This window comes from Herbiconiux sp. FW305-C-125, assembly GCF_058783455.1.
This window is the reverse complement of the sequence record NZ_JBYSYO010000013.1, coordinates 37828-56385: the sequence shown is the minus strand read 5'-3', so window position 1 is coordinate 56385 and position 18558 is coordinate 37828. Positions and strand designations below refer to the sequence as shown.

Sequence of the window (18558 nt, the reverse complement as noted above, 5' to 3'; positions counted from 1 at the left end):
GAACGATCAATGACGACCAGCTGTTTCATCGGGATCGACGTCGGCCTCACCTCGGCCAAGGCGGCCGCGTTCGGGCCGGCCGGCGACGAGATCCTGACCGTCTCGGCGGCCAACCCGCGCATCGCGTCGCGCGGCGGGCGCCAGGAGATCGACATGGATGCCCTCTGGAGCGTCGTCTCCGGAGTGCTCTGCGAACTCACGGCCAAGCTGGCCCGCCTCGGCGTGACCCCGGCGGCCGTGGGCGCGACCGGGCACGGCAACGGGCTCTACCTCGTCGACGCCGACCTGCGGCCCGCCCGGCCGGCGATCGCGTCGAACGACAACCGGGCCGAGAGCATCGTCGGCCGGCTCGACGCGGCCACGATCGACCGTGAGCAGCGGGTGACGGGCTCGGTGCCGTGGGCCGGCCAGCCCGCGGTGCTCCTGGCCTGGCTCGCCGAGAACGAGCCGGAGTCGGTCGACCGCGCCGCCTGGGTGCTCACCTGCAAGGACTGGATCACGCTCAACCTCACCGGCACACCGAGCGCCGACCTCTCGGATGCGTCGGCCTGCGGTCTGGTCGACCTCGAGCACCGCGTCTACGCCCCCAGCACGCTCGACAACCTCGGCCTGTCGCGGGCGTTGCGGGAGAAGTTCCCACCGCTGTTCGCCTCGGGCGACGTGGTCGGCTCGGTCACCGCGGCGGCGGCGGCCGCCACCGGCCTGCCGCTCGGCATCCCCGTCGTGGCCGGCTGCATGGACTGCGTGGCCAGCCCGCTCGGCGCGGGCAGCACCGATCCCACCGATGTCACCGTCATCGTCGGCACCTGGGCCATCAACTCGGTCGTGGTGCCCGCCGCGGGTCCACCGCCGCGAGTCACCCTCAACGCGCTGCTGCCCGACCCCCGGCACATGCTCGCGCAGGAGGTCGCGCCCACCTCGGCGGCGAGCATCGAGTGGTTCGCTTCCATCATGTCCTCGGCTTCGGTGGAAGGACTCTCCCCCCGCGACCTCCTGCACGCGGCATCCACCGTGCCCGCCGGCGCCGACGGTCTGCTCTTCCTCCCCTTCATCAACGGCGCTCCCGACCACCTCGGCGCCACGGGCACCTTCCTCGGCGCCCAGGCTCACCACGGGTACCGCGAGTTCGCCCGCGCCGTGGCCGAGGGCATCACCCAGTACCACCGGGTGCAGCTCGAGAAGCTGCAACGGGGCGCGGCGGTGACGGATGCGCCGTGGACGCTCGCGGGCGGCGGCGCGAAGAACCCGGTGTGGGCCCAGATGTTCGCCGACATCATCGGGCACCCGGTGCGTCGCCAGCTCGGCACCGAACTGGGTGCGCGGGGTGTCGCGTGGCTCGCCGCCGGAGCCGTGGGGCACGACGTCGCGGGATGGCGGAGCGACCCGGATCCGGCACTCGTCGTGCGCCCGGGCACCGACCGGCTCTCCTACCTCACCCAGAACCGCCGCTTCGACGCGGCGCTCACCGCACTCGACGCGGTGTGGACGGCGGCGGCGCTGTGAACGGATCGACCGCGACGGATGCCGGTTCTCCGCTCGCCGACATCGTCCGCGTCTCCCGGCTGCTCGGCAGCGACCCCGCGCTCGTACTGCACGGCGGCGGCAACACCTCCGTGAAGGGGTACCAGCGCGACGTCACCGGCGAGGAGGTCGAGGTCGTGTGGGTGAAGGGCAGCGGCTGGAACCTCGCGAGCATCGAGCAGCCCGGCTTCGCGCCGCTGCGACGGGCGCGGCTGCTCGAGCTCGCCCGGCTCGACACCCTCAGCGACACGGCGATGGTGAACGAGTTGAAGCAGGCGTCGCTCGATGCGGCCGCGCCCGCAGCCTCGATCGAAGCGATCCTGCACGCGGTGCTGCCCGCACGGGTGGTGCTGCACAGTCACGCCGACGCCGTCGTCGCCGTCACCAACACCGAGCGCGGCGAATCCTTCGTGCGCGAGGTGTTCGGCGACGACGTGGCCGTGCTTCGCTACGTCAAGCCGGGCTTCGACCTGGCGCGGGCCGTGGCGCAGCTGCCCGAGGTGGCCCACGGCCGGGTGGATGCGCTGGTACTGATGAACCACGGACTGTTCACCTTCGCCGACAGTGCCGACGAGGCGCTCGAGCGGCACCGCGAGCTCGTGAGTCGTGCCGGTGCGGCGCTCGGTGCGCCCCTCGACGCGCCCGCGGGAGACGACGGCGAGGGGGAGGGCGGTGGTGCCCGGCCGGGCTCCGCTCGCGACATCGCGGCACTTCGGCGAGAGCTCTCCCGGGCCGCGTCGCGCCCGATGATCCTCCGGCAGAGCGGATCGGCGCGGGCGCGGCGCTTCGCGAGCCGTCCCGATCTCGATGCGGTGACGTCGAGGGGCACCATCACGCCGGAGCACGTCATCCGCACCAAGCGGCTGCCGCTGCTCGGCCGCGACGTCGCCGGCTACGCCGAGGCGTACCGTGCCTACGTCGAACGCAACCGTCCCCGGGTCGTGGGCGAGCTCGAGCCGCTCGACCCGGCGCCCCGGGTGGTGCTCGATCCCGAGCTCGGGCTCCTGACGGCGGGCGCGACCGTGTCCGACGCCAGGGCGGTGGAGGACCTCTACCGCCACACCATCGCGGTGGTCGACGCGGCCGACGCCTCAGGCGGCTACCGCTCCCTGGGCGAGGCGGAGACCTTCGACATCGAGTACTGGGAGCTCGAGCAGGCGCGCATCCGGCGCCTCGGTGCTGAACCCCCTCTGCGGGGCGAGGTCGCGCTGGTCACCGGAGCGGCGTCGGGCATCGGCCGAGCGGTGGCGGAGCGTCTGCTCGCCGCCGGGGCAGCGGTGGTGGGAGTCGACCTCGCCGCCTCCGTGCGGGAGGTCTTCGCCGGGCCGGCCTGGATCGGCGTGCCGGGCGACGCGGCCGACCCCGAGGTGTTGGAGCAGGCCGTCGAGCGCGCCGTTCGCGCCTTCGGCGGGGTGGACGTGGTCGTGGCGGCTGCGGGCATCTTCGCGAGCCCGGCGCCCGTGCACGAGGTCTCGGATGCCGACTGGGAGCGGAGCCTCCGGGTGAACAGCGCGGCGGTGCTGCGCTGCATGCGCGCCACGCATCCGTACCTGGCGCTCGCACCCCGCGGCGGCCGCTTCGTGCTCGTCTCGACGAAGAACGTCGCGGCGCCCGGTCCGGGTGCGGCGGCGTACTCGGCCAGCAAGGCGGCGGCGGCGCAGTTGATGCGGGTGGCCGCACTGGAGTGGGCGGCCGAGGGCATCCGGGTCAACGCGGTCGAACCGGATGCCGTGTTCGACACCGGCATCTGGACACCGGAACTCCTGCGCGAGCGCGCTGCGAGCTACGGCCTCACCGAGGAGCAGTACCGCACGCGCAACCTGCTCGGTGTCGAGGTGACCAGTGCCGACGTGGCCGAGGCGGTGCTCGCGGTGGCGAGCACGACGCTCGGCGCCACCACGGGTGCCCGGCTGACCGTCGACGGCGGCAACGAGCGCGTGATCTGACCCGCTCCGGCGCGGCGGGCGGTTTGCGCTACGCTCAGTGCTTCTCGCGGGCGATGAGCGCGCGGTAGCGCTGGGAGTCGTTCACCATCTGCCAGCCGGCGTCGTCGGCCGGCGGCACCCAGGCCGGGTCGCTCTCGCCGGCGAACACGAGCCCGCCGGCCGCGATGGTCTCCGTGTATTCGCGCGCCCAGCCGCGTTCGGTCTCGATCAGCCGAAGTTCCAGCTCGAGCGTGTGCGCCACGTGCGGCGGAGCCAGTCCGCGCGCCACATCCGCGATGCGGTCGAGCAGTTCCGCGCTCCGCACGGCCGCCCGCCGCTCGCGCTCCCCGAGGGCGTCGAGCATGGTCTCACGGGCGAGCAGGGGCGACAGGCTGATCGCCACCCTGAAGCTCGACGGATGCATGGCGTTCACCGTCACCACCGCCTCGCGCAGCAACCGTTCGAGTTCGGAGCGGCCCGCATCCGCCATCGTGTAGACCGCGACGGTACGGTCGCCCTCGGTGAGGTCGTGGCGCTCGATGAAGCCCTGCTTGGCGAAGGTCGAGAGCATCGAGTAGATCGACCCGGGCTTGATGTTGGCCCAGTCCTCTACACCCCAGGAGAGCAGTTCGCGCCGCAGCTGGTAGCCGTTCGCGGGCTCGAACAGGCTCACCACCCCCAACAGGAGGGCGCGGGTGGTGAGGCTGGCCATGAGCCGAGTATATGAGCGTGCATCGACCTCGAGAATGGCTTGACAGCGGCGTGTTCAAGTTTGAATAATGGTCGCGACACGAGGGAGATCCATGATTCACGCACGAGGGCTCGCGCGCACCTTCGCCGGGCGCGGCCGGGGCAAAGAGAAAGAGGAGGTGACGGCTGTCGCCGGGGTCGACATCGACGTCGACGAGGGCGAGATCGTCGGCTTCCTCGGGCCCAACGGTGCCGGCAAGACGACCACCTTGCGCATGCTCACCACGCTGCTGAAGCCCACCGCGGGCACCGCGACCGTGGCGGGCTACGACGTCGCGACGCAGTCGCAAGAAGTGCGGCGCAGCATCGGCTACGTCTCGCAGAGCGGCAGCACCTCGCCCGAGGCCCGCGCCGGCGAAGAGATCATGGATCACGGGATGCTCTACGGCATCAGCCAGAAGCAGGCCGAGGCCCGGGGCCGCGAGCTCTTCGAGCAGCTCGACCTCGACGGGCTGTGGAACCGCGAGCCGCGCGCCATGTCGGGCGGCCAGCGCCGCCGGCTCGACATCGCGATGGGTCTGGTGCACGACCCGACCCTGGTCTTCCTCGACGAGCCGACCACGGGCCTCGATCCGCAGGCTCGCGCCAACCTCTGGACGCACATCTCCGACCTGCGCGTCCGGCTCGGCTCCACCGTCTTCCTCACCACCCACTACCTCGACGAGGCCGACGCGCTCTGCGACCGCATCCTGGTCATCGACCACGGTTCGATCGTCGCGAGCGACACACCGGATGCACTGAAGCGCCAGATCTCGGGCGACCTGGTCGAACTCGTGGTGAGCGACCCGGCGCAGGCACCGGCGGCGGCCGCCCTGCTCGAGCGGATCGCCGACACCGACGTGGAGACCGACGCCACGAGCGTCAGCGCCCGCGTGCGCGGGGCCGGGCGCGAGATCCCCGGGCTCATCCGGGCCCTCGATGCGGCTTCGATCGCGCTCGAGTCGATCGAGGTGCGGCGGCCCACGCTCGACGACGTCTTCCTCACCCTCACCGGCCGTTCCCTCCGAGAGGACGCTTAGCTCATGTTCTGGCGCGAAACCTACATCGTCTTCCGGCGGCAGCTGCGCATGGCGCTGCGCAACCCCGCCTGGGTCATCATCGGGCTCGTGCAGCCCATCCTCTACCTGTGCCTGTTCGGGCCGTTGCTCGAGCCGCTGGCCGGTCAGCTCGGCGCGCAGAACGCGTACACGTTGTTCGTGCCGGGCCTGCTGGTGCAGCTGGGCCTCTTCGGTGCCCTGTTCGCAGGCTTCGGGCTGATCGCCGAATGGCGTGCCGGGGTCATCGAGGCCGAGCGGGTGACGCCGGCGAGCCGCACGGCGCTCCTGCTCGGGCGCATCCTGCGCGACGTGCTGCAATTGTTCGTGCAGGGCATCGTGCTGATCGGGCTCGCCTTCCTGTTCGGGCTCACGGGTTCGGTGCCGGGCATGAACCTCGGGCTCGTGCTCACGGTGCTGCTCGGTGCGGCCTGCGCCGCCGCGTCGAACGCGCTCGCCCTCACCACGAAGAGCGAAGACGTGATGGCGCCGGTGCTGAACAGCATCGCGTTGCCCGTGCTGCTGCTCTCGGGCATCCTGCTGCCGATGACCATCGGGCCGCAGTGGCTGCAGGTGGTCTCGGACTTCATGCCCACGAAGTACATCGTGAACGCCATCCGCGAGCTCTTCCGTGGCGACTTCCTGACCATCACCACGATGTGGGGTGTCATCTGGACCATCGTGCTCTTCGCCGCCGGCCTCTACGTCGGCACCCGCACCTTCCGCAAAGAGAACGCCTGACGAGGTCAGAGCAGGGAGAGCTCCATCGCGCGGGTGACGGCGCGGGTGCGGTCGGAGACGCCGAGCTTCTCGAAGACGTGCTGCAGATGCGTCTTCACCGTCGCCTCGCCGATGAACAGGGCCCGCGCGATCTCGGGGTTGCTGCGGCCCGCCGCCACGAGCCGCAGCACCTCGGTCTCGCGGGCGCTGAGCGCCGGGGGAGGCGGCGACGAGGTCGTGCCGCCGCGCATCCGCTGCACCAGCTTCGTGGCGATGGAGGGGGCCAGCACCGTCTGCCCGGCCGCCACCGAGCGCACGCCCGCGATGATCTCCTCCTGCGGCGCCGCCTTTAAGAGGTACCCACTGGCTCCGGCCTCGATGGCGCCGAGGATGTGATCATCGCTCTCGTAGGTCGTCAGCACGAGCACGCGGATGCGCGGATCGGCGGCCAGGATGGCCGCGGTCGCCTCGGCGCCGTCGAGCACGGGCATCCGCAAGTCCATGAGCACGACGTCGGGCCGGGCGTCAGGCGCGGCGGCACCCGCGAGCGCGACCGCCTGCGCGCCGTCGGCCGCCTCGCCCAACACCTCGATGCCGGGCGCTGCACCGAGCAGCGCGACGATGCCGCTGCGCACGATGGGGTGGTCGTCGGCCACGAGCACGCGGATGGGTGCCGACGGGTCGGCGCTCACGCGGCCTCCTCCCGCACCGTCGCGACGAGTTCGGTGCCGGCGCCCGCGAGCGATGCGACGCGCAGGTCGCCGCCGACCAGCGCGAGGCGCTGGCGCATCCCATCGAGCCCGAAGCCGGTGCTGGCGGGCGGCGCGTCACCGATGCCTACCCCGTCGTCGCTGATGGCGAGCGCGATCGCGCCGCCGTCACGCCGCTCGAGCACCAGCCGCACGTGGGATGCGCCCGCGTGCTTGCGTACGTTCGCCAGGGCCTCCTGGGCGCAGCGGAGCAGCACCACCTCGAGCTCGCGCGACAGCGCCCCCACGTCGTCGAGCTGCGTCTCGATCTCGATGCGGGTCTCCCGCTCGAACGTCGCGACGAGCCGCTCGATCGCGGCGCGCAGACCGCCGTCGACGGCGACGGATGCGGTCGACGCCACGAGCGCGCGGGCTTCGGTGAGCGCATCCCGGGCCACCTGCTCGATCAGCTCGAAGTCGTCACGCATTCCGGCCTCGTCGGCGCCGCGATTCCGGCCGCGCTGGGCGAGCATCACGAGGCTGGTGAGGTTCTGGGCGATGGTGTCGTGGAGCTCGCGGGCCAGGCGTTCGCGCTCGGCGCCCGCTCCGGCCTCGCGGTGCATCGCGGCCAGCTGGCCCTGGGCGGCGGTGAGCTCGGCGAGCAGGCGCGTGTTCTCGTCGCCCGCACGCATCTCGGTGGTGAACCACACGCCGATCCCGATGCCGAGCGCCACCGAGACCGATTCGATCACGACGCCCTGCACCAGCGCGTCCGGCCCACCGCCGAGGCGGATCCAGAAGCCGGCCGCGACGGCCGCCGCCATCACGATGCAGGTGAGGATGGGCCGCCGCATCGAGCCGCCGGGGCAGAGGGCCCAGATCATCGGGAACGCGATGCACTGCAGGGTCGCCACGTTCGGCGAGAGGGCGGTGCCGGCCGCCACGGTGACGACCACGGCGACGATCAGGGGCATCGCCCACCGCCGGTCGTCGAGTGCCCGGCGCGCGGCGACGGCGTAGAAGAGGCCGAAGGCGGCCAGCACCGCGATGGCGGTGGGGGTCGTCCAGGCGGGCGGCATCGGTGTGGCGGCCACCAGTGCCGCGACCACCACAAGGGAGCCCGCCACCGCCAGATGCCACCAGCGCGTGCGAGTCATGGCCCAACCCTAGTCACGACGGCGGGTGCGCCGAAGGGCGTCGCGGGGGCGCGCATCCGCTCGTCAGCTGTCCTTGCGAATCCAGCGGAAGGTCACCCGGCACACCACGAGACCGACCACGAGCCAGATGCCGAGGGCGATCGCGACGCCGGGGAGGTTCCAGCTGCCGCCCGCCTCGGCCGAGGCGAACGAGTCGGGGAGCAGTGCGGCGCGCATGCCCTGTGCGATCCACTTCAGCGGGAAGATGCTCGCGATGTTCTGCAGCCACGTCGGCAGCAGCGTGAACGAGAGGTAGACGCCCGAGATGAACTGCAGCACGAGCAGGGGCGGGATGATGACGGCCGAGGCGCTCTTGCCCGAGCACGGCAGCCGGGAGATGGCGATGCCCAGAACGGCGGCCGTGGTGATGCCGAGGAGGTAGACCCACACGAAGGTGAGCCACTTCGCCGGCTCGGTCGGCAACGCGACCCCGAACGCGACGCGGGCGAGGAGCAGCAGCAGGATCACCTGGGCGAGGGAGGTGACGAGCACCTGGCCCATCTTGCCGATGAAGTAGGAGATGACGGGCAGGGGGGTCCCGGCGAGCCGTTTGAGGGTGCCGTCGCCGCGTTCCACCGCGATGTCGACCCCGAGGTTCTGCACGCCGCTCAGCAGGATGCCCGCCGCGATCATGCCGGGGAGGTAGTAGGCGGCCTGGCTGACGCCGCCGGTGCCGTCGGGGTTCGCCCCCACCGGGCCGAGGGCGTCGAAGGCCACCGAGAAGATGCCGAGCAGCACCACCGGGAAGAGGAAGGTGAAGAAGACGGTGTCGCCGGCCCGGAAGTAGGTCTTGGTCTCGTAGCCGATGCGACGGAGGCCGAGGCGGAGGGGCCGCAGCGGTCCGAACGCGGTGCCGCGCGGGCGTTTGGCGGTCGGGATCGTGGTCCTGGTCAGGGTGTCGGTGCTCATGCTGCGTTCTCCGTTCCGATGTGAGCCTCGGCGGAGCCGACGAGCTCCAGGTAGATGTCCTCGAGCGAGGGGCGGATGACCTCGAGCTCGGCCGGTTCGCCGTGCCGGGCCACGAGGTCGGCGACGAAGCGCGCGGGTTCCTGGGTGCGCTGTTCGCGCACCCGGTTGCTGTCGAGCGGGTCGCGCCAGCGCACGAGGGGCACCCTGGCATCCGGTGAGCCGAGTTCGTCGACCGGGCCGATGTCGATCAGCTTCCCGCCCGCGATCACGGCGGCCCGGTCGCTCAATTGCGCGGCCTCGTCGAGGTAGTGGGTGGTGAGCACGATCGTGGTGCCTTCGCGGGAGAGCGAGCGGATGAGCTCCCAGAACTGCCGCCGCGCCTCCGGGTCGAAACCCGTGGTCGGCTCGTCGAGGAAGAGCAGTTCGGGCCGGCCGATGACGCCGAGCGCGACGTCCACGCGCCGCCGCTGACCGCCGGAGAGCGAGCGGATGCGCGTCTTCGCCTTCTGCTCCAGGCCGACCGCGGCGATCACCTCGTCGACGTCGCGCGGGTTCGGGTAGAGGCCGGCGAAGTGGGTGAGCTGCTCGCGCACGCTGACGTTGCCGCTCTCCCCGGTCTGCTGCAGCACGATGCCGATGCGTGCCTTCCACTCCAGGGTCGCGTGGTGGGGGTCGGTGCCGAGCACGTTCACCTCGCCGCCGCTGCGGTCGCGGTAGCCCTCGAGGATCTCGACCGTCGTGCTCTTGCCGGCGCCGTTCGGCCCCAACAGGGCGAAGGTCTCGCCGCGCTCGATCTCGAAGCCGATGCCGTCGACGGCGGTGAAGGCGCCGTAGCTCTTGCGGAGTCCGTCGACGGTGATCGCCGGTGCGGAGCCGCGCTGCGAAGAAGTCATGGCACCATGCTCGTCGCTCCACCGGCCCGGCACCAGCCGTCGGTGGCCGGACCCGCGCATCCACCGATCGGGGGATGCCCGGGCTCACCGGGCCCGGGCAGCTGACGGGCTACGCGCTACGCGCTACGCGAAGAGCTTCTGCAGGCGGACGACGCCCTCGGCCAGCGCGTCGTCGCCGAGCGCGTACGACAGGCGCAGGAATCCGCTCGGCCCGAACGCCTCGCCGGGCACCGTCGCCACCTCGACCTGGTCGAGGATGAGGTCGGCGAGCTCGAGCGAGGTCTGCGGCGTCACGCCGCCCCAGGTTCGGCCGAGCAGCCCGGTCACGTCGGGGTAGACGTAGAAGGCGCCCTCCGGCAGCGGTGTGTGCACCCCGTCGATGGCGTTCAGGCCGGCGACGATCTGCTTGCGGCGCCGGTCGTAGGTGGCGCGCATCACGTCGACCGTGTCCTGCGGGCCGGTGAGAGCGGCGATGGCGGCGCGCTGCGACACGTTGGCGACGTTCGAGGTCATGTGCGACTGCAGGTTCGACGCGGCCTTGATGGCGTCGAGCGGGCCGACCATCCAGCCCACCCGCCATCCGGTCATGGCGTAGGTCTTCGCGACACCGTTCACGAGCAGGGTGCGGTCGGCGAGCGCCGGCACGGCCTCGACGATCGACACGGCTTTCAGTCCGTCGTAGACGAGGTTCTGGTAGATCTCGTCGCTGACCACCCAGAGCCCGTGCTCCTCTGCCCACTCGCCGATGGCCTTCGTCTGCTCGGGGTCGTAGACGGCGCCCGTGGGGTTGGACGGCGAGACGAAGAGCAGCACCTTGGTGCGCCCGGTGCGGGCGGCCTCGAGCTGCTCGACCGTGACGAGGTAGTCCTGGTCGCTGCCCGCGAAGACCTGCACCGGCACGCCGCCGGCGAGGGCGATCGCTTCGGGGTAGGTGGTCCAGAACGGGGTGGGCACGAGCACCTCGTCGCCCGGGTCGAGCAGCGTGGCGAAGGCCTCGTAGACGGCCTGCTTGCCGCCGTTGGTCACGATCACCTGGGCGGGGGAGACCTCGATGCCGCTGTCGCGGAGCGTCTTGGCGGCGATCGCCTCGCGCAGCTCGGGCAGGCCGGCCGCGGGGGTGTAGCGGTGGTTCTTCGGGTCGTGCACGGCGGCTGCCGCCGCCTCCACGATGTGCTCGGGCGTCGGGAAATCGGGCTCGCCCGCGGCGTAGCTCACCACGGGCCGCCCTGCGGCCTGCAGCGCCTTGGCCTTGGCGTCGACCTTGAGGGTCGCCGACTCGGCGATGGATGCGATTCTGTGCGAGATGCGAGCGTGTTCCGTCACGCGAAGCAGCCTACTTGGTCAGCACCGGGAACACGTCGGTGAGCGCGCTCAGGATGGACTGGATCGCGATCGAGAGCAGGAGCAGTCCGAAGATGCGGGTGACGATGCTCATGCCCGTCGGCTTCACCACCCGCGCGACCTGCGGCGCGAAGAAGAGCACCACGGTGATCGCGACGGCCACGAGCAGGTTGATGCCGACGCCCGCGAGCAGGTCGAGCGGCGACGAGTAGTCGTCGGCGAAGGTGATGACCAGGCTGATCGCCCCGGGCCCCGCGATGAGCGGGATCGCGAGCGGCACGACCACGGGCGACTGCGTGTCGGACACCGTCACCACGTTCTGCTTGGCGGTCAGCATCGCCCACCCGATGGATGCGACGAGCAGGTTCCCCGCGATCCGGAACGACGTCAGATCGATCCCGAAGGCCTGCAGGATGTACGTGCCCGCGAGCAGCGACACCGTCAGCACGGCGAACACCGCCAGCCCCACCAGGAAACCGATGCGGCGCTGCCGGGCGCGGTCGTAGTCCTTCGTGAGGTTGAGGAAGATCGGCAGGCTGCCGATCGGGTTGGCGATGGTGAGCAGCGCGATCGCGCTCGTCACGATCGTCGGCGCGCTGATGACGTCGCTCACGCGAGCGCCTGACGGGGCACGACGACCTGCTTGATGATGATGAGCAGCGACGCCACCACCGGCACCGCGATGAGCGCCCCGAGCACGCCGAGCAGCGTGCCGCCGACCAGGGCGCCGATGACGACGAGGATGCCCGGGACATCCACCGCCTTGTTCATCACGCGCGGGCTGAACACGTATGCCTCGACCTGCATGTAGACGAGGAAGTAGATGCCGATCGCGATCGCGGTGACCGGCGACACGGTGAGCGCGATGAAGGTGATCAGCACGGCACTGATGATCGTGCCCACCAGCGGGATGAGCGCCAGCAGGAACGCCACCACCGCCAGCGCCCCCGCGTACGGCACCCCGGCCAGCAGCATCGCGATGAAGCCGAAGATCCCGTTGGTGGCCGCGAGGATGACCTGCCCGCTCACGTACTTGCCGATCGAGCGCACGATCTGCTCGCTGATCGCGATCACACCCTCCCGCCGCGACATCGGCACGAGCACGTAGAAGCTGTTCTTCACGGCCTCGAGCGAGCCGAGGAAGAACAGTGTCAGCACGAGCACCAGGATGCCCGCCGACAAGCCGTTCAGCAGCGCCATGCCCACCTTCAGCACGCCGCCGCCGAGCGTGGCGAGGTTGTTGGGGTCGGAGAGGAAGTTCTGGAGGTCCTGAACGAGCTTCTGGGTGTCGACCGAGTCGCCGAACACGCGGGTGAACCACGCTTCCTGCGTGACCGCTTTCACGGCATCCGGGAGCCCCGCGATCATCTCGCTCGTCTGGTCGACCACCGCCGGGATGACGAGGAAGAAGACGGCCACCGCGAAGGCGATCACGAGCACGAAGACGATGACGATCGCCCAGCCCCGCGGGATGTGCCGCCGGGTGAGCCACCGCACCAGCGGATCGAGGCCGAGCGCCAGAAAGAGCGACGCCAGGATGCAGATCACCACCGTCGACAACTGGGTGAACGCGAAGCCCAGCGCGATGGCCACGAGGCCGCCCAAAGTCGCGATGAATCCGATCCGGAAGGCGCCCGCACTCATCCGTTACCCCATTTCGTTCGCCTTTGCGGTACCACCGGATGTGACCTACACTGTCTGTCGGTGGTTGATTCTGCCAAGCTTTTCTATGCCTATTTTCTGGCGCTGAATCCTCAGAGTGAGTGTAGCGAAGCTGCGCGGTGTTCAATGCTTAGGGCGGTGGCTCAATTGGTAGAGCAGCGGTCTCCAAAACCGCAGGTTGCAGGTTCGAGTCCTGTCCGCCCTGCTCGAAGTTTCTGAAAGGTACTGACACGGTGGCACGAAAAGTAATCGACGAACCTTCCGAGGACGTCGTCGAGAACGCCAAAAAGGAGCGGGCTGCCCGGCGCAACCCGTTCGCCCGTATCGTGCTGTTCATCCGGCAGGTCATCACCGAACTGAAGAAGGTCGTCACCCCGACGCGGCGCGAGCTGATCAGCTACACGCTGGTCGTGCTGGTGTTCGTCGTCATCATGATGGCGATCGTGGTGGGGCTGGACACGTTGTTCGGCTGGCTCGCCATCGTCGTGTTCGGCACCCCGTCCTGATTTCTCCGCAGGTTCCTGCGATCCCTATCCCGAAGCTAAGAAGTGGAAGCTGATTCAGTGTCTGACGCAAAGCCCGAAGAAGCCGGTGTCCCGGCTGACCTCGACGCCCTCCTGGAGGCGATCGACGAGGCAGCCGACCCCGAAGCCGACGCGGTGGTCGACGACGCGCTGAATATCGACGACTTCGACGAAGCCGCCGCGGTGCTCGACGTGCTCGAAGACGACGAGGCGGATGCCGCCGACCAGCCCGTCGCCGACGCCGAAGAGGCCGAGGCCGCGCAACTCGACGAGGTCGACGCCGAGCTGGGCGACGACGAGGCCGAGGTCGACCCCTACGAGGCGTTCCGCGCCGAGCTGCGGTCGCTGCCCGGCAAGTGGTACGTCATCCACTCCTACGCCGGCTTCGAGAAGCGCGTGAAGTCGAACATCGAGAGCCGCAAGACCTCGATGGGCATGGAGGACTTCGTCTTCCAGGTCGAGGTTCCGATGGAAGACGTGGTCGAGATCAAGAACGGCCAGCGCAAGCTCGTCACCCGCGTCCGCATCCCGGGCTACGTGCTGGTGCGCATGTTCCTCAACGAGGACAGCTGGTCGGTCGTGCGGCACACGCCGGGCGTCACCGGGTTCGTCGGCAACTCGCACAACCCCACGCCGCTGCGCTTCGAAGAGGCCTTCAACATGCTGAAGAGCCTGGTCGAGGTGAAGGATGTGCCGGCCGCCAAGTCCGCCGGCGCGAAGGGCGGCAAGGCCGTTTCGCGCACCATCCCCGCCGAGGTCGACTTCGAGATCGGCGAGACCATCACCATCAAGGAGGGCTCGTTCGCCGGCCTTCCCGGTTCGATCAGCGAGATCAAGCCCGAGAGCGGCAAGCTCACCGTGCTCGTCTCGCTGTTCGAGCGCGAGACCCCGGTCGAGCTGTCGTTCGACCAGGTCACCAAGCTTTAGCCTTTTCGGCTAAGATATTTCGGTTGCCTTCACGGGCATCCGTCATACCACTGCAGGGAGAAGCCCTGTCGTGGGAGCGCCGCATTCGTGCGGCTCGATAGAGAAGAGAAGAAATGGCACCGAAGAAGAAGGTCACAGGTCTGATCAAGCTTCAGATCCAGGCCGGCGCCGCCAACCCCGCCCCGCCCATCGGCCCGGCGCTCGGTCAGCACGGCGTCAACATCATGGAGTTCTGCAAGGCGTACAACGCGGCGACCGAGTCGCAGCGCGGTAACGTCATCCCGGTCGAGATCACCGTCTACGAAGACCGCTCCTTCACCTTCATCCTGAAGACCCCGCCGGCGGCGGAGCTCATCAAGAAGGCGGCGGGCGTAGCCAAGGGTTCCTCCACCCCCCACACCGTCAAGGTCGCGAAGCTCACCCGTGAGCAGGTGCGTCAGATCGCCGAGCAGAAGCAGGTCGACCTGAACGCCAACGACATCGAAGCGGCAGAGAAGATCATCGCCGGCACCGCCCGTTCCATGGGCATCACGGTCGAGGCATAAGGAGGAGGCTGGAAATGGCACAGAAGTCAAAGGCCTACCGGGCCGCGGCCGAGAAGATCGAAGCCGGCAAGTACTACACCCCGTCCGAGGCCGTCTCGCTCGCTCGTGAGACCGGCTCGTCGAAGTTCGACAGCACCGTCGAGGTCGCGCTGAAGCTCGGCGTCGACCCGCGTAAGGCCGACCAGATGGTGCGCGGCACCGTCATCCTCCCGCACGGCACCGGCAAGACCGCCCGCGTCATCGTGTTCGCGACCGGCCCCGCGGCCGAGGCTGCGATCGCGGCGGGCGCCGACGAGGTCGGTGGCGACGAGCTGATCGAGAAGGTCGCCGGTGGTTACACCGCGTTCGACTCGGCCGTCTCGACCCCCGAGCTCATGGGCAAGGTCGGTCGTCTCGGTAAGGTGCTGGGCCCGCGCGGTCTCATGCCGAACCCGAAGACCGGCACCGTCACCCCGAACGTGGCCAAGGCCGTCGAGGACATCAAGGGCGGAAAGATCGAGTTCCGCGTCGACAAGCACGCCAACGTGCACTTCGTCGTGGGCAAGGCGGGCTTCACCCCCGAGCAGCTCGACGAGAACATCAAGGCCGCCCTCGAAGAGGTCGTGCGCTTGAAGCCGAGCGCTTCGAAGGGCCGGTACATCCAGAAGGGCGCCGTCTCGACGACCTTCGGCCCGGGCATCCCGCTCGACGTCAACGCGATCTAGTTCGCTGCACCTCCCGGAAAGGGCTCGCCTCGCGGCGGGCCCTTTCTGCGTTTGTGAGTAGAAATTGCTCATAACGGGGCCTGGGTGGTTCCGGTGAGACTGAGGAGTTCTTGTCTCTACTCATTAGGGAAAGCAATGACCCGCCTTTCGTCGTTTGTCCACCGTGCCGCCCTAGCAGGAGCAGCTGCCCTCCTGGTCGCGGCTCCCGTTGTGCCTGCTATATCAGCCTCCGCGGAGGTGCTCGCAGTCCCGCCTGCGTGCCCTGAGGAGGTGGCAATTGTCGGCTTCCCGGTCGGGTTCGGAAAGCTCGCCGCCGACGGTGTCTCGCTCACCGTGACGGCGGGGGCACTCCCCTCTGGCCTCTCGATCAATCCCACCGCGCCCGCACTCATCGGCGAGCCGGGGACAGCCGGTGTCGCGCACTTCACGCTGACCGCCAAGGACGGCACCGGCCAGACCTCGTCGGTCGACTGCACGATGACCGTTCGCAAAACTCCGACGGTCACTCGAGTCGCTGGTTCCGACCGGTTCGCTCAGGCGTTGGCCGTGTCGAAGCTGAAGTTCGCCACGGCCGACACGGTGTTCGTGGCCAGTGGCGAGAAGTACGCCGACGCCCTCAGTGCAACAGCCATCGCCGCTGCGAATCGGGCCCCTCTGCTCCTCACTTCGCAGGGGAGCCTGCCCGACGGTGTTGTGGCTGAGATCAACCGCCTCGGTGCAAAGGATGTCGTGGTCGTCGGAGGCCCAGCGTCCGTGTCTGAGGATGTCGTGAAGGCTCTGACGGCGAGTCGCGAGGGAGTGCACGTCACCCGCATCGGCGGTGCCGACCGCTACGAGGTCTCACGCAACCTGATCACTGATCCGAACTTCGGTCCCGGGACAGCGCCGAAGGTCTTCATCGCGACCGGCACGAACTTCCCGGATGCGCTTACCGCAGCACCGGCGGCAGCACTCACGAAGGCGCCGGTGCTGCTCGTCAACGGTGCCGAGTCTGCGCCGACCGCAGCAGAGGCGGCACTGCTCACGCAGCTGAAGGCCACCGCGGTAGTCATCGCCGGTGGACCAGCCTCTGTCAGCCGGTCCCTTGAAGCCAATCTGAAGCCGTCGTTGACGGTGACCCGTTACGAAGGCGCCGACCGTTACGAGGTGGGTGCTTCGGTGAACCGGGCGTCGTTCGCAAATGGCATCAAAGAGATGTCCCTCGCCAGCGGCGCGGTATTCCCCGATGCGCTGAGTGGTGGCGCCGCAGCCGGCGTGAGCGGTTCGCCGCTATACGTCACGCAGTCGAACTGCCTGAGCTCCGCGGTGTACTTCGAAATCGGTCGAGTCGCACCCGAGACCATCTACGTGCTCGGTGGCACCAACACGATCAGCAAAGACGTCGAGGCGCTGACTCCCTGCGGAATCGACTGAACAATTCCGCTTCGAGCACTGTGACGTGAAAGGGCTCGCCTCGCGGCGGGCCCTTTCTGCGTTTGGGTGGGAGGCCGGTAGCGTGGCGGGATGGTCACCAGGGTTCGGCGGGCACGCATCGAGGATGCGGGCATCGTCGCGGCCGTCGCGGCCGAGACCTTCGAGATGGCCTGTCCGCCGGGAACCACGTCGGCGTCGATCGCGGCGTTCATCGCCGAGCACCTCGCCGAATCGCGCTTCGCGGCCCATCTCGCCGACCCCCAGCGCGTCGTGCTGCTCGCCGACGTCGACGGCGAGATCGCCGGATACACGATGGTCGTGGGCGGTGAACCGGCTGACCCGATGGTTTCGAGTGTGGTGGTGAACCGACCCACCGTCGAGCTCAGCAAGTGCTACGTGCGCGCGAACTTCCACGGCCATGGCGTGGCCGCAGCGCTCATGGCTGCGTCGCTGTCGGCCGCCGCCGAGCTCGGTGCGACCAGCGTGTGGCTCGGCGTCAACCAGCAGAACGCGCGGGCCATCCGCTTCTACGAGAAGAGCGGGTTCCGGCGTCGAGGAGTTAAGCACTTCTACGTCGGTGAGGAACTGCAGGACGATTTCGTGCTCGAGCGGGACCTGGCGCCGAACGAGTAGGGATTACTCATAACCCGGCAGGCACGCCGCCGCCGATGATGGGTGCACCGAAACCCGAAAGCCGGTACCCATGTCCCTCGACTCACCGCTCCACCCTGTCCGTCGGCATCGATCACGGATGCTCCTCCTGCTGTTCTGCTGCATCGCCACCGCCCTCATGACGACCTCGGGCGGTCTCACCGGTGTCATCATTGCCCGGGCGAACGGCCTGCCCGCCGCGCCTTCCTCTCTCCCTGCACCGTCCCGCGTGCAGGGCGCCGACCGCTATGAGCAGGCGGTCAAGGCTGCCGCCACCTTCTCCGGCTCGTCGATCGTCTATGTCGCGAGCGGGGAGAAGTTCGCCGACGCGCTGAGCTCGGCAGCGGTCGCGGCACACCACGGCGCTCCGCTGCTCCTCACCCCGCGCGATGCCGTTCCCGACGCCGTGCTGGGGGCGCTCGCCCGGTTGCGGCCGGCGACGATCGTCATCGTGGGCGGCGAGTCGTCCGTCTCCGAATCGGTGGTCGAGCAGGTCTCGCAACGCGTCGTGGGGGCGACCGTCGTGCGCATCGCCGGAGCCGACCGCTATGAGGTCTCGCGCAACCTCCTGGCCGACCCGGCAGTGGGGGCGATCCATGCTGCGACCGTCTTCGCCGTGACGGGTGCGACCTTTCCCGACGCTCTCACGGCGGCACCGGCGGCCGCACACGATGCTTCGTCACCCGTGCTCCTCGTCGACGGCTCCGCGGGATCGGTGTCCGCTGCCGAGCTCGACGTAGTGCACGGTCTCGGCGCACTCGCTGTCCGCTTGGTCGGTGGCGAGAATTCTCTCTCGGCACCTCTGGAGGCTTCGCTCGGCGAACGATTCCTGGTGGCGCGTTCTGCCGGTGCCGATCGATATGAGGCCGGAGTCGCCGTGAACCACGCCGTCTTCGCGTCGGCGACCCGGGTCTACCTGGCCAGCGGGGTGTCGTTTCCGGATGCGCTGAGCGGCGGTCCGCTGGCGGCCCACTTTGATGCTCCCCTGTACGTGGTGCAGCCGAACTGCGTGCCGGGGTCGGTGCTTGCCGAGCTCGATCGGCTGCATCCGGCAGAGATTGTCATCCTCGGTGGTCCGAAGACGCTCGGCCCCGGCGTCGACGCGCTGGCGCGATGCTGACCACCACACCTCCCCGTCCCCGGCCCGAGCCGTC

19 protein-coding genes and 1 tRNA gene are annotated in these 18558 nt (G+C 69.4%); 12 read left to right on the top strand and 8 right to left on the bottom strand.

The features are described 5' to 3' along the window. Nucleotides 1-9 precede the first annotated feature (9 nt). Nucleotides 10-1503 (top strand): FGGY-family carbohydrate kinase, encoded by a 1494-nt coding sequence (locus AC3WLB_RS21855; protein ID WP_022896521.1) that lies wholly within the window; start codon nt 10-12, stop codon nt 1501-1503. Beyond that, nucleotides 1500-3467 carry a bifunctional aldolase/short-chain dehydrogenase gene (locus tag AC3WLB_RS21850; protein ID WP_492509673.1) on the top strand — a complete coding sequence of 656 codons (1968 nt, stop codon included), beginning with the start codon at nt 1500-1502 and terminating at the stop codon, nt 3465-3467. Before AC3WLB_RS21855 ends, AC3WLB_RS21850 begins: the two co-directional genes overlap by 4 nt. A gap of 34 nt (nt 3468-3501) precedes the next feature. Here the strand turns inward: AC3WLB_RS21850 and AC3WLB_RS21845 are convergent, their stop codons facing one another. Next, a complete protein-coding gene (locus AC3WLB_RS21845; protein ID WP_492509671.1) occupies nt 3502-4158 on the bottom strand; it encodes a PadR family transcriptional regulator in 657 nt (218 codons plus the stop codon). Between the two features lie 91 nt (nt 4159-4249). On the opposite strand from AC3WLB_RS21845, the gene AC3WLB_RS21840 reads away from it, so the two are divergent. Continuing rightward, nucleotides 4250-5215, top strand: a complete 966-nt coding sequence (locus AC3WLB_RS21840) for an ATP-binding cassette domain-containing protein (RefSeq protein ID WP_492509669.1) — start codon at nt 4250-4252, stop codon at nt 5213-5215. A gap of 3 nt (nt 5216-5218) precedes the next feature. Continuing rightward, nucleotides 5219-5971, top strand: coding sequence for an ABC transporter permease (locus tag AC3WLB_RS21835; RefSeq protein WP_492509667.1), 753 nt, complete (start codon nt 5219-5221; stop codon nt 5969-5971). A 5-nt stretch (nt 5972-5976) separates the two neighbouring features. Here AC3WLB_RS21835 and AC3WLB_RS21830 read toward each other — a convergent pair whose 3' ends face one another. The 7 genes from AC3WLB_RS21830 to AC3WLB_RS21800 form a co-directional block, all read right to left on the bottom strand. Further along, nucleotides 5977-6642: a response regulator gene (locus tag AC3WLB_RS21830; protein ID WP_492509664.1), complete on the bottom strand. Its 666-nt coding sequence runs from the start codon at nt 6640-6642 to the stop codon at nt 5977-5979. Further along, a complete protein-coding gene (locus AC3WLB_RS21825; RefSeq protein WP_492509662.1) occupies nt 6639-7796 on the bottom strand; it encodes a sensor histidine kinase in 1158 nt (385 codons plus the stop codon). The genes AC3WLB_RS21830 and AC3WLB_RS21825 overlap by 4 nt, the downstream gene beginning before the upstream one ends. Before the next feature lie 63 nt (nt 7797-7859). Further along, nucleotides 7860-8744 (bottom strand): ABC transporter permease, encoded by an 885-nt coding sequence (locus AC3WLB_RS21820; protein WP_492509660.1) that lies wholly within the window; start codon nt 8742-8744, stop codon nt 7860-7862. Beyond that, the gene (locus AC3WLB_RS21815) at nt 8741-9637 is read right to left on the bottom strand and encodes an ABC transporter ATP-binding protein (RefSeq protein WP_492509658.1); all 897 of its coding nucleotides are present in this window, start codon (nt 9635-9637) and stop codon (nt 8741-8743) included. Before AC3WLB_RS21815 ends, AC3WLB_RS21820 begins: the two co-directional genes overlap by 4 nt. A gap of 123 nt (nt 9638-9760) precedes the next feature. Next, nucleotides 9761-10960: a pyridoxal phosphate-dependent aminotransferase gene (locus AC3WLB_RS21810; protein WP_492509656.1), complete on the bottom strand. Its 1200-nt coding sequence runs from the start codon at nt 10958-10960 to the stop codon at nt 9761-9763. Nucleotides 10961-10970: 10 nt separating this feature from the next. Further along, nucleotides 10971-11591, bottom strand: coding sequence for a MarC family protein (locus tag AC3WLB_RS21805; protein WP_492509654.1), 621 nt, complete (start codon nt 11589-11591; stop codon nt 10971-10973). Continuing rightward, entirely contained in the window at nt 11588-12622 is a 1035-nt protein-coding gene (locus tag AC3WLB_RS21800) for an AI-2E family transporter (protein WP_022896509.1), read from the bottom strand. The genes AC3WLB_RS21805 and AC3WLB_RS21800 overlap by 4 nt, the downstream gene beginning before the upstream one ends. A gap of 150 nt (nt 12623-12772) precedes the next feature. Here AC3WLB_RS21800 and AC3WLB_RS21795 point away from each other — a divergent pair. From AC3WLB_RS21795 to AC3WLB_RS21760, 8 genes are all read left to right on the top strand, one after another. Continuing rightward, nucleotides 12773-12845, top strand: a tRNA-Trp gene (locus AC3WLB_RS21795). A 28-nt stretch (nt 12846-12873) separates the two neighbouring features. Next, nucleotides 12874-13146 (top strand): preprotein translocase subunit SecE, encoded by a 273-nt coding sequence (secE, locus tag AC3WLB_RS21790; protein ID WP_022896508.1) that lies wholly within the window; start codon nt 12874-12876, stop codon nt 13144-13146. A gap of 42 nt (nt 13147-13188) precedes the next feature. Continuing rightward, complete coding sequence (gene nusG / locus AC3WLB_RS21785; protein ID WP_083890265.1) at nt 13189-14091, top strand: transcription termination/antitermination protein NusG; 903 nt, start codon at nt 13189-13191, stop codon at nt 14089-14091. Nucleotides 14092-14204: 113 nt separating this feature from the next. After that, entirely contained in the window at nt 14205-14636 is a 432-nt protein-coding gene (gene rplK / locus AC3WLB_RS21780) for a 50S ribosomal protein L11 (RefSeq protein WP_022896506.1), read from the top strand. A gap of 14 nt (nt 14637-14650) precedes the next feature. Then, nucleotides 14651-15340, top strand: coding sequence for a 50S ribosomal protein L1 (gene rplA / locus AC3WLB_RS21775; protein ID WP_022896505.1), 690 nt, complete (start codon nt 14651-14653; stop codon nt 15338-15340). 270 nt (nt 15341-15610) lie between these two features. Beyond that, nucleotides 15611-16753, top strand: a complete 1143-nt coding sequence (locus AC3WLB_RS21770; protein ID WP_492509650.1) for a cell wall-binding repeat-containing protein — start codon at nt 15611-15613, stop codon at nt 16751-16753. Between the two features lie 90 nt (nt 16754-16843). Beyond that, complete coding sequence (locus AC3WLB_RS21765; RefSeq protein WP_492509648.1) at nt 16844-17386, top strand: GNAT family N-acetyltransferase; 543 nt, start codon at nt 16844-16846, stop codon at nt 17384-17386. 118 nt (nt 17387-17504) lie between these two features. Next, a complete protein-coding gene (locus AC3WLB_RS21760; protein ID WP_492509646.1) occupies nt 17505-18524 on the top strand; it encodes a cell wall-binding repeat-containing protein in 1020 nt (339 codons plus the stop codon). Nucleotides 18525-18558: the final 34 nt, after the last annotated feature.

Bases quoted from the DNA above. Each gene is read 5' to 3' on its own strand.
- AC3WLB_RS21760 (WP_492509646.1), top strand. From the start codon at position 17,505: ATGCTCCTCCTGCTGTTCTGCTGCATCGCCACCGCCCTCATGACGACC.
- rplA (WP_022896505.1), top strand. From the start codon at position 14,651: ATGGCACAGAAGTCAAAGGCCTACCGGGCCGCGGCCGAGAAGATCGAA.
- AC3WLB_RS21840 (WP_492509669.1), top strand. From the start codon at position 4,250: ATGATTCACGCACGAGGGCTCGCGCGCACCTTCGCCGGGCGCGGCCGG.
- AC3WLB_RS21820 (WP_492509660.1), bottom strand. From the start codon at position 8,744: ATGAGCACCGACACCCTGACCAGGACCACGATCCCGACCGCCAAACGC.
- AC3WLB_RS21835 (WP_492509667.1), top strand. From the start codon at position 5,219: ATGTTCTGGCGCGAAACCTACATCGTCTTCCGGCGGCAGCTGCGCATG.
- AC3WLB_RS21845 (WP_492509671.1), bottom strand. From the start codon at position 4,158: ATGGCCAGCCTCACCACCCGCGCCCTCCTGTTGGGGGTGGTGAGCCTG.
- AC3WLB_RS21855 (WP_022896521.1), top strand. From the start codon at position 10: ATGACGACCAGCTGTTTCATCGGGATCGACGTCGGCCTCACCTCGGCC.
- AC3WLB_RS21765 (WP_492509648.1), top strand. From the start codon at position 16,844: ATGGTCACCAGGGTTCGGCGGGCACGCATCGAGGATGCGGGCATCGTC.
- AC3WLB_RS21815 (WP_492509658.1), bottom strand. From the start codon at position 9,637: ATGACTTCTTCGCAGCGCGGCTCCGCACCGGCGATCACCGTCGACGGA.
- AC3WLB_RS21800 (WP_022896509.1), bottom strand. From the start codon at position 12,622: ATGAGTGCGGGCGCCTTCCGGATCGGATTCATCGCGACTTTGGGCGGC.
- AC3WLB_RS21825 (WP_492509662.1), bottom strand. From the start codon at position 7,796: ATGACTCGCACGCGCTGGTGGCATCTGGCGGTGGCGGGCTCCCTTGTG.
- rplK (WP_022896506.1), top strand. From the start codon at position 14,205: ATGGCACCGAAGAAGAAGGTCACAGGTCTGATCAAGCTTCAGATCCAG.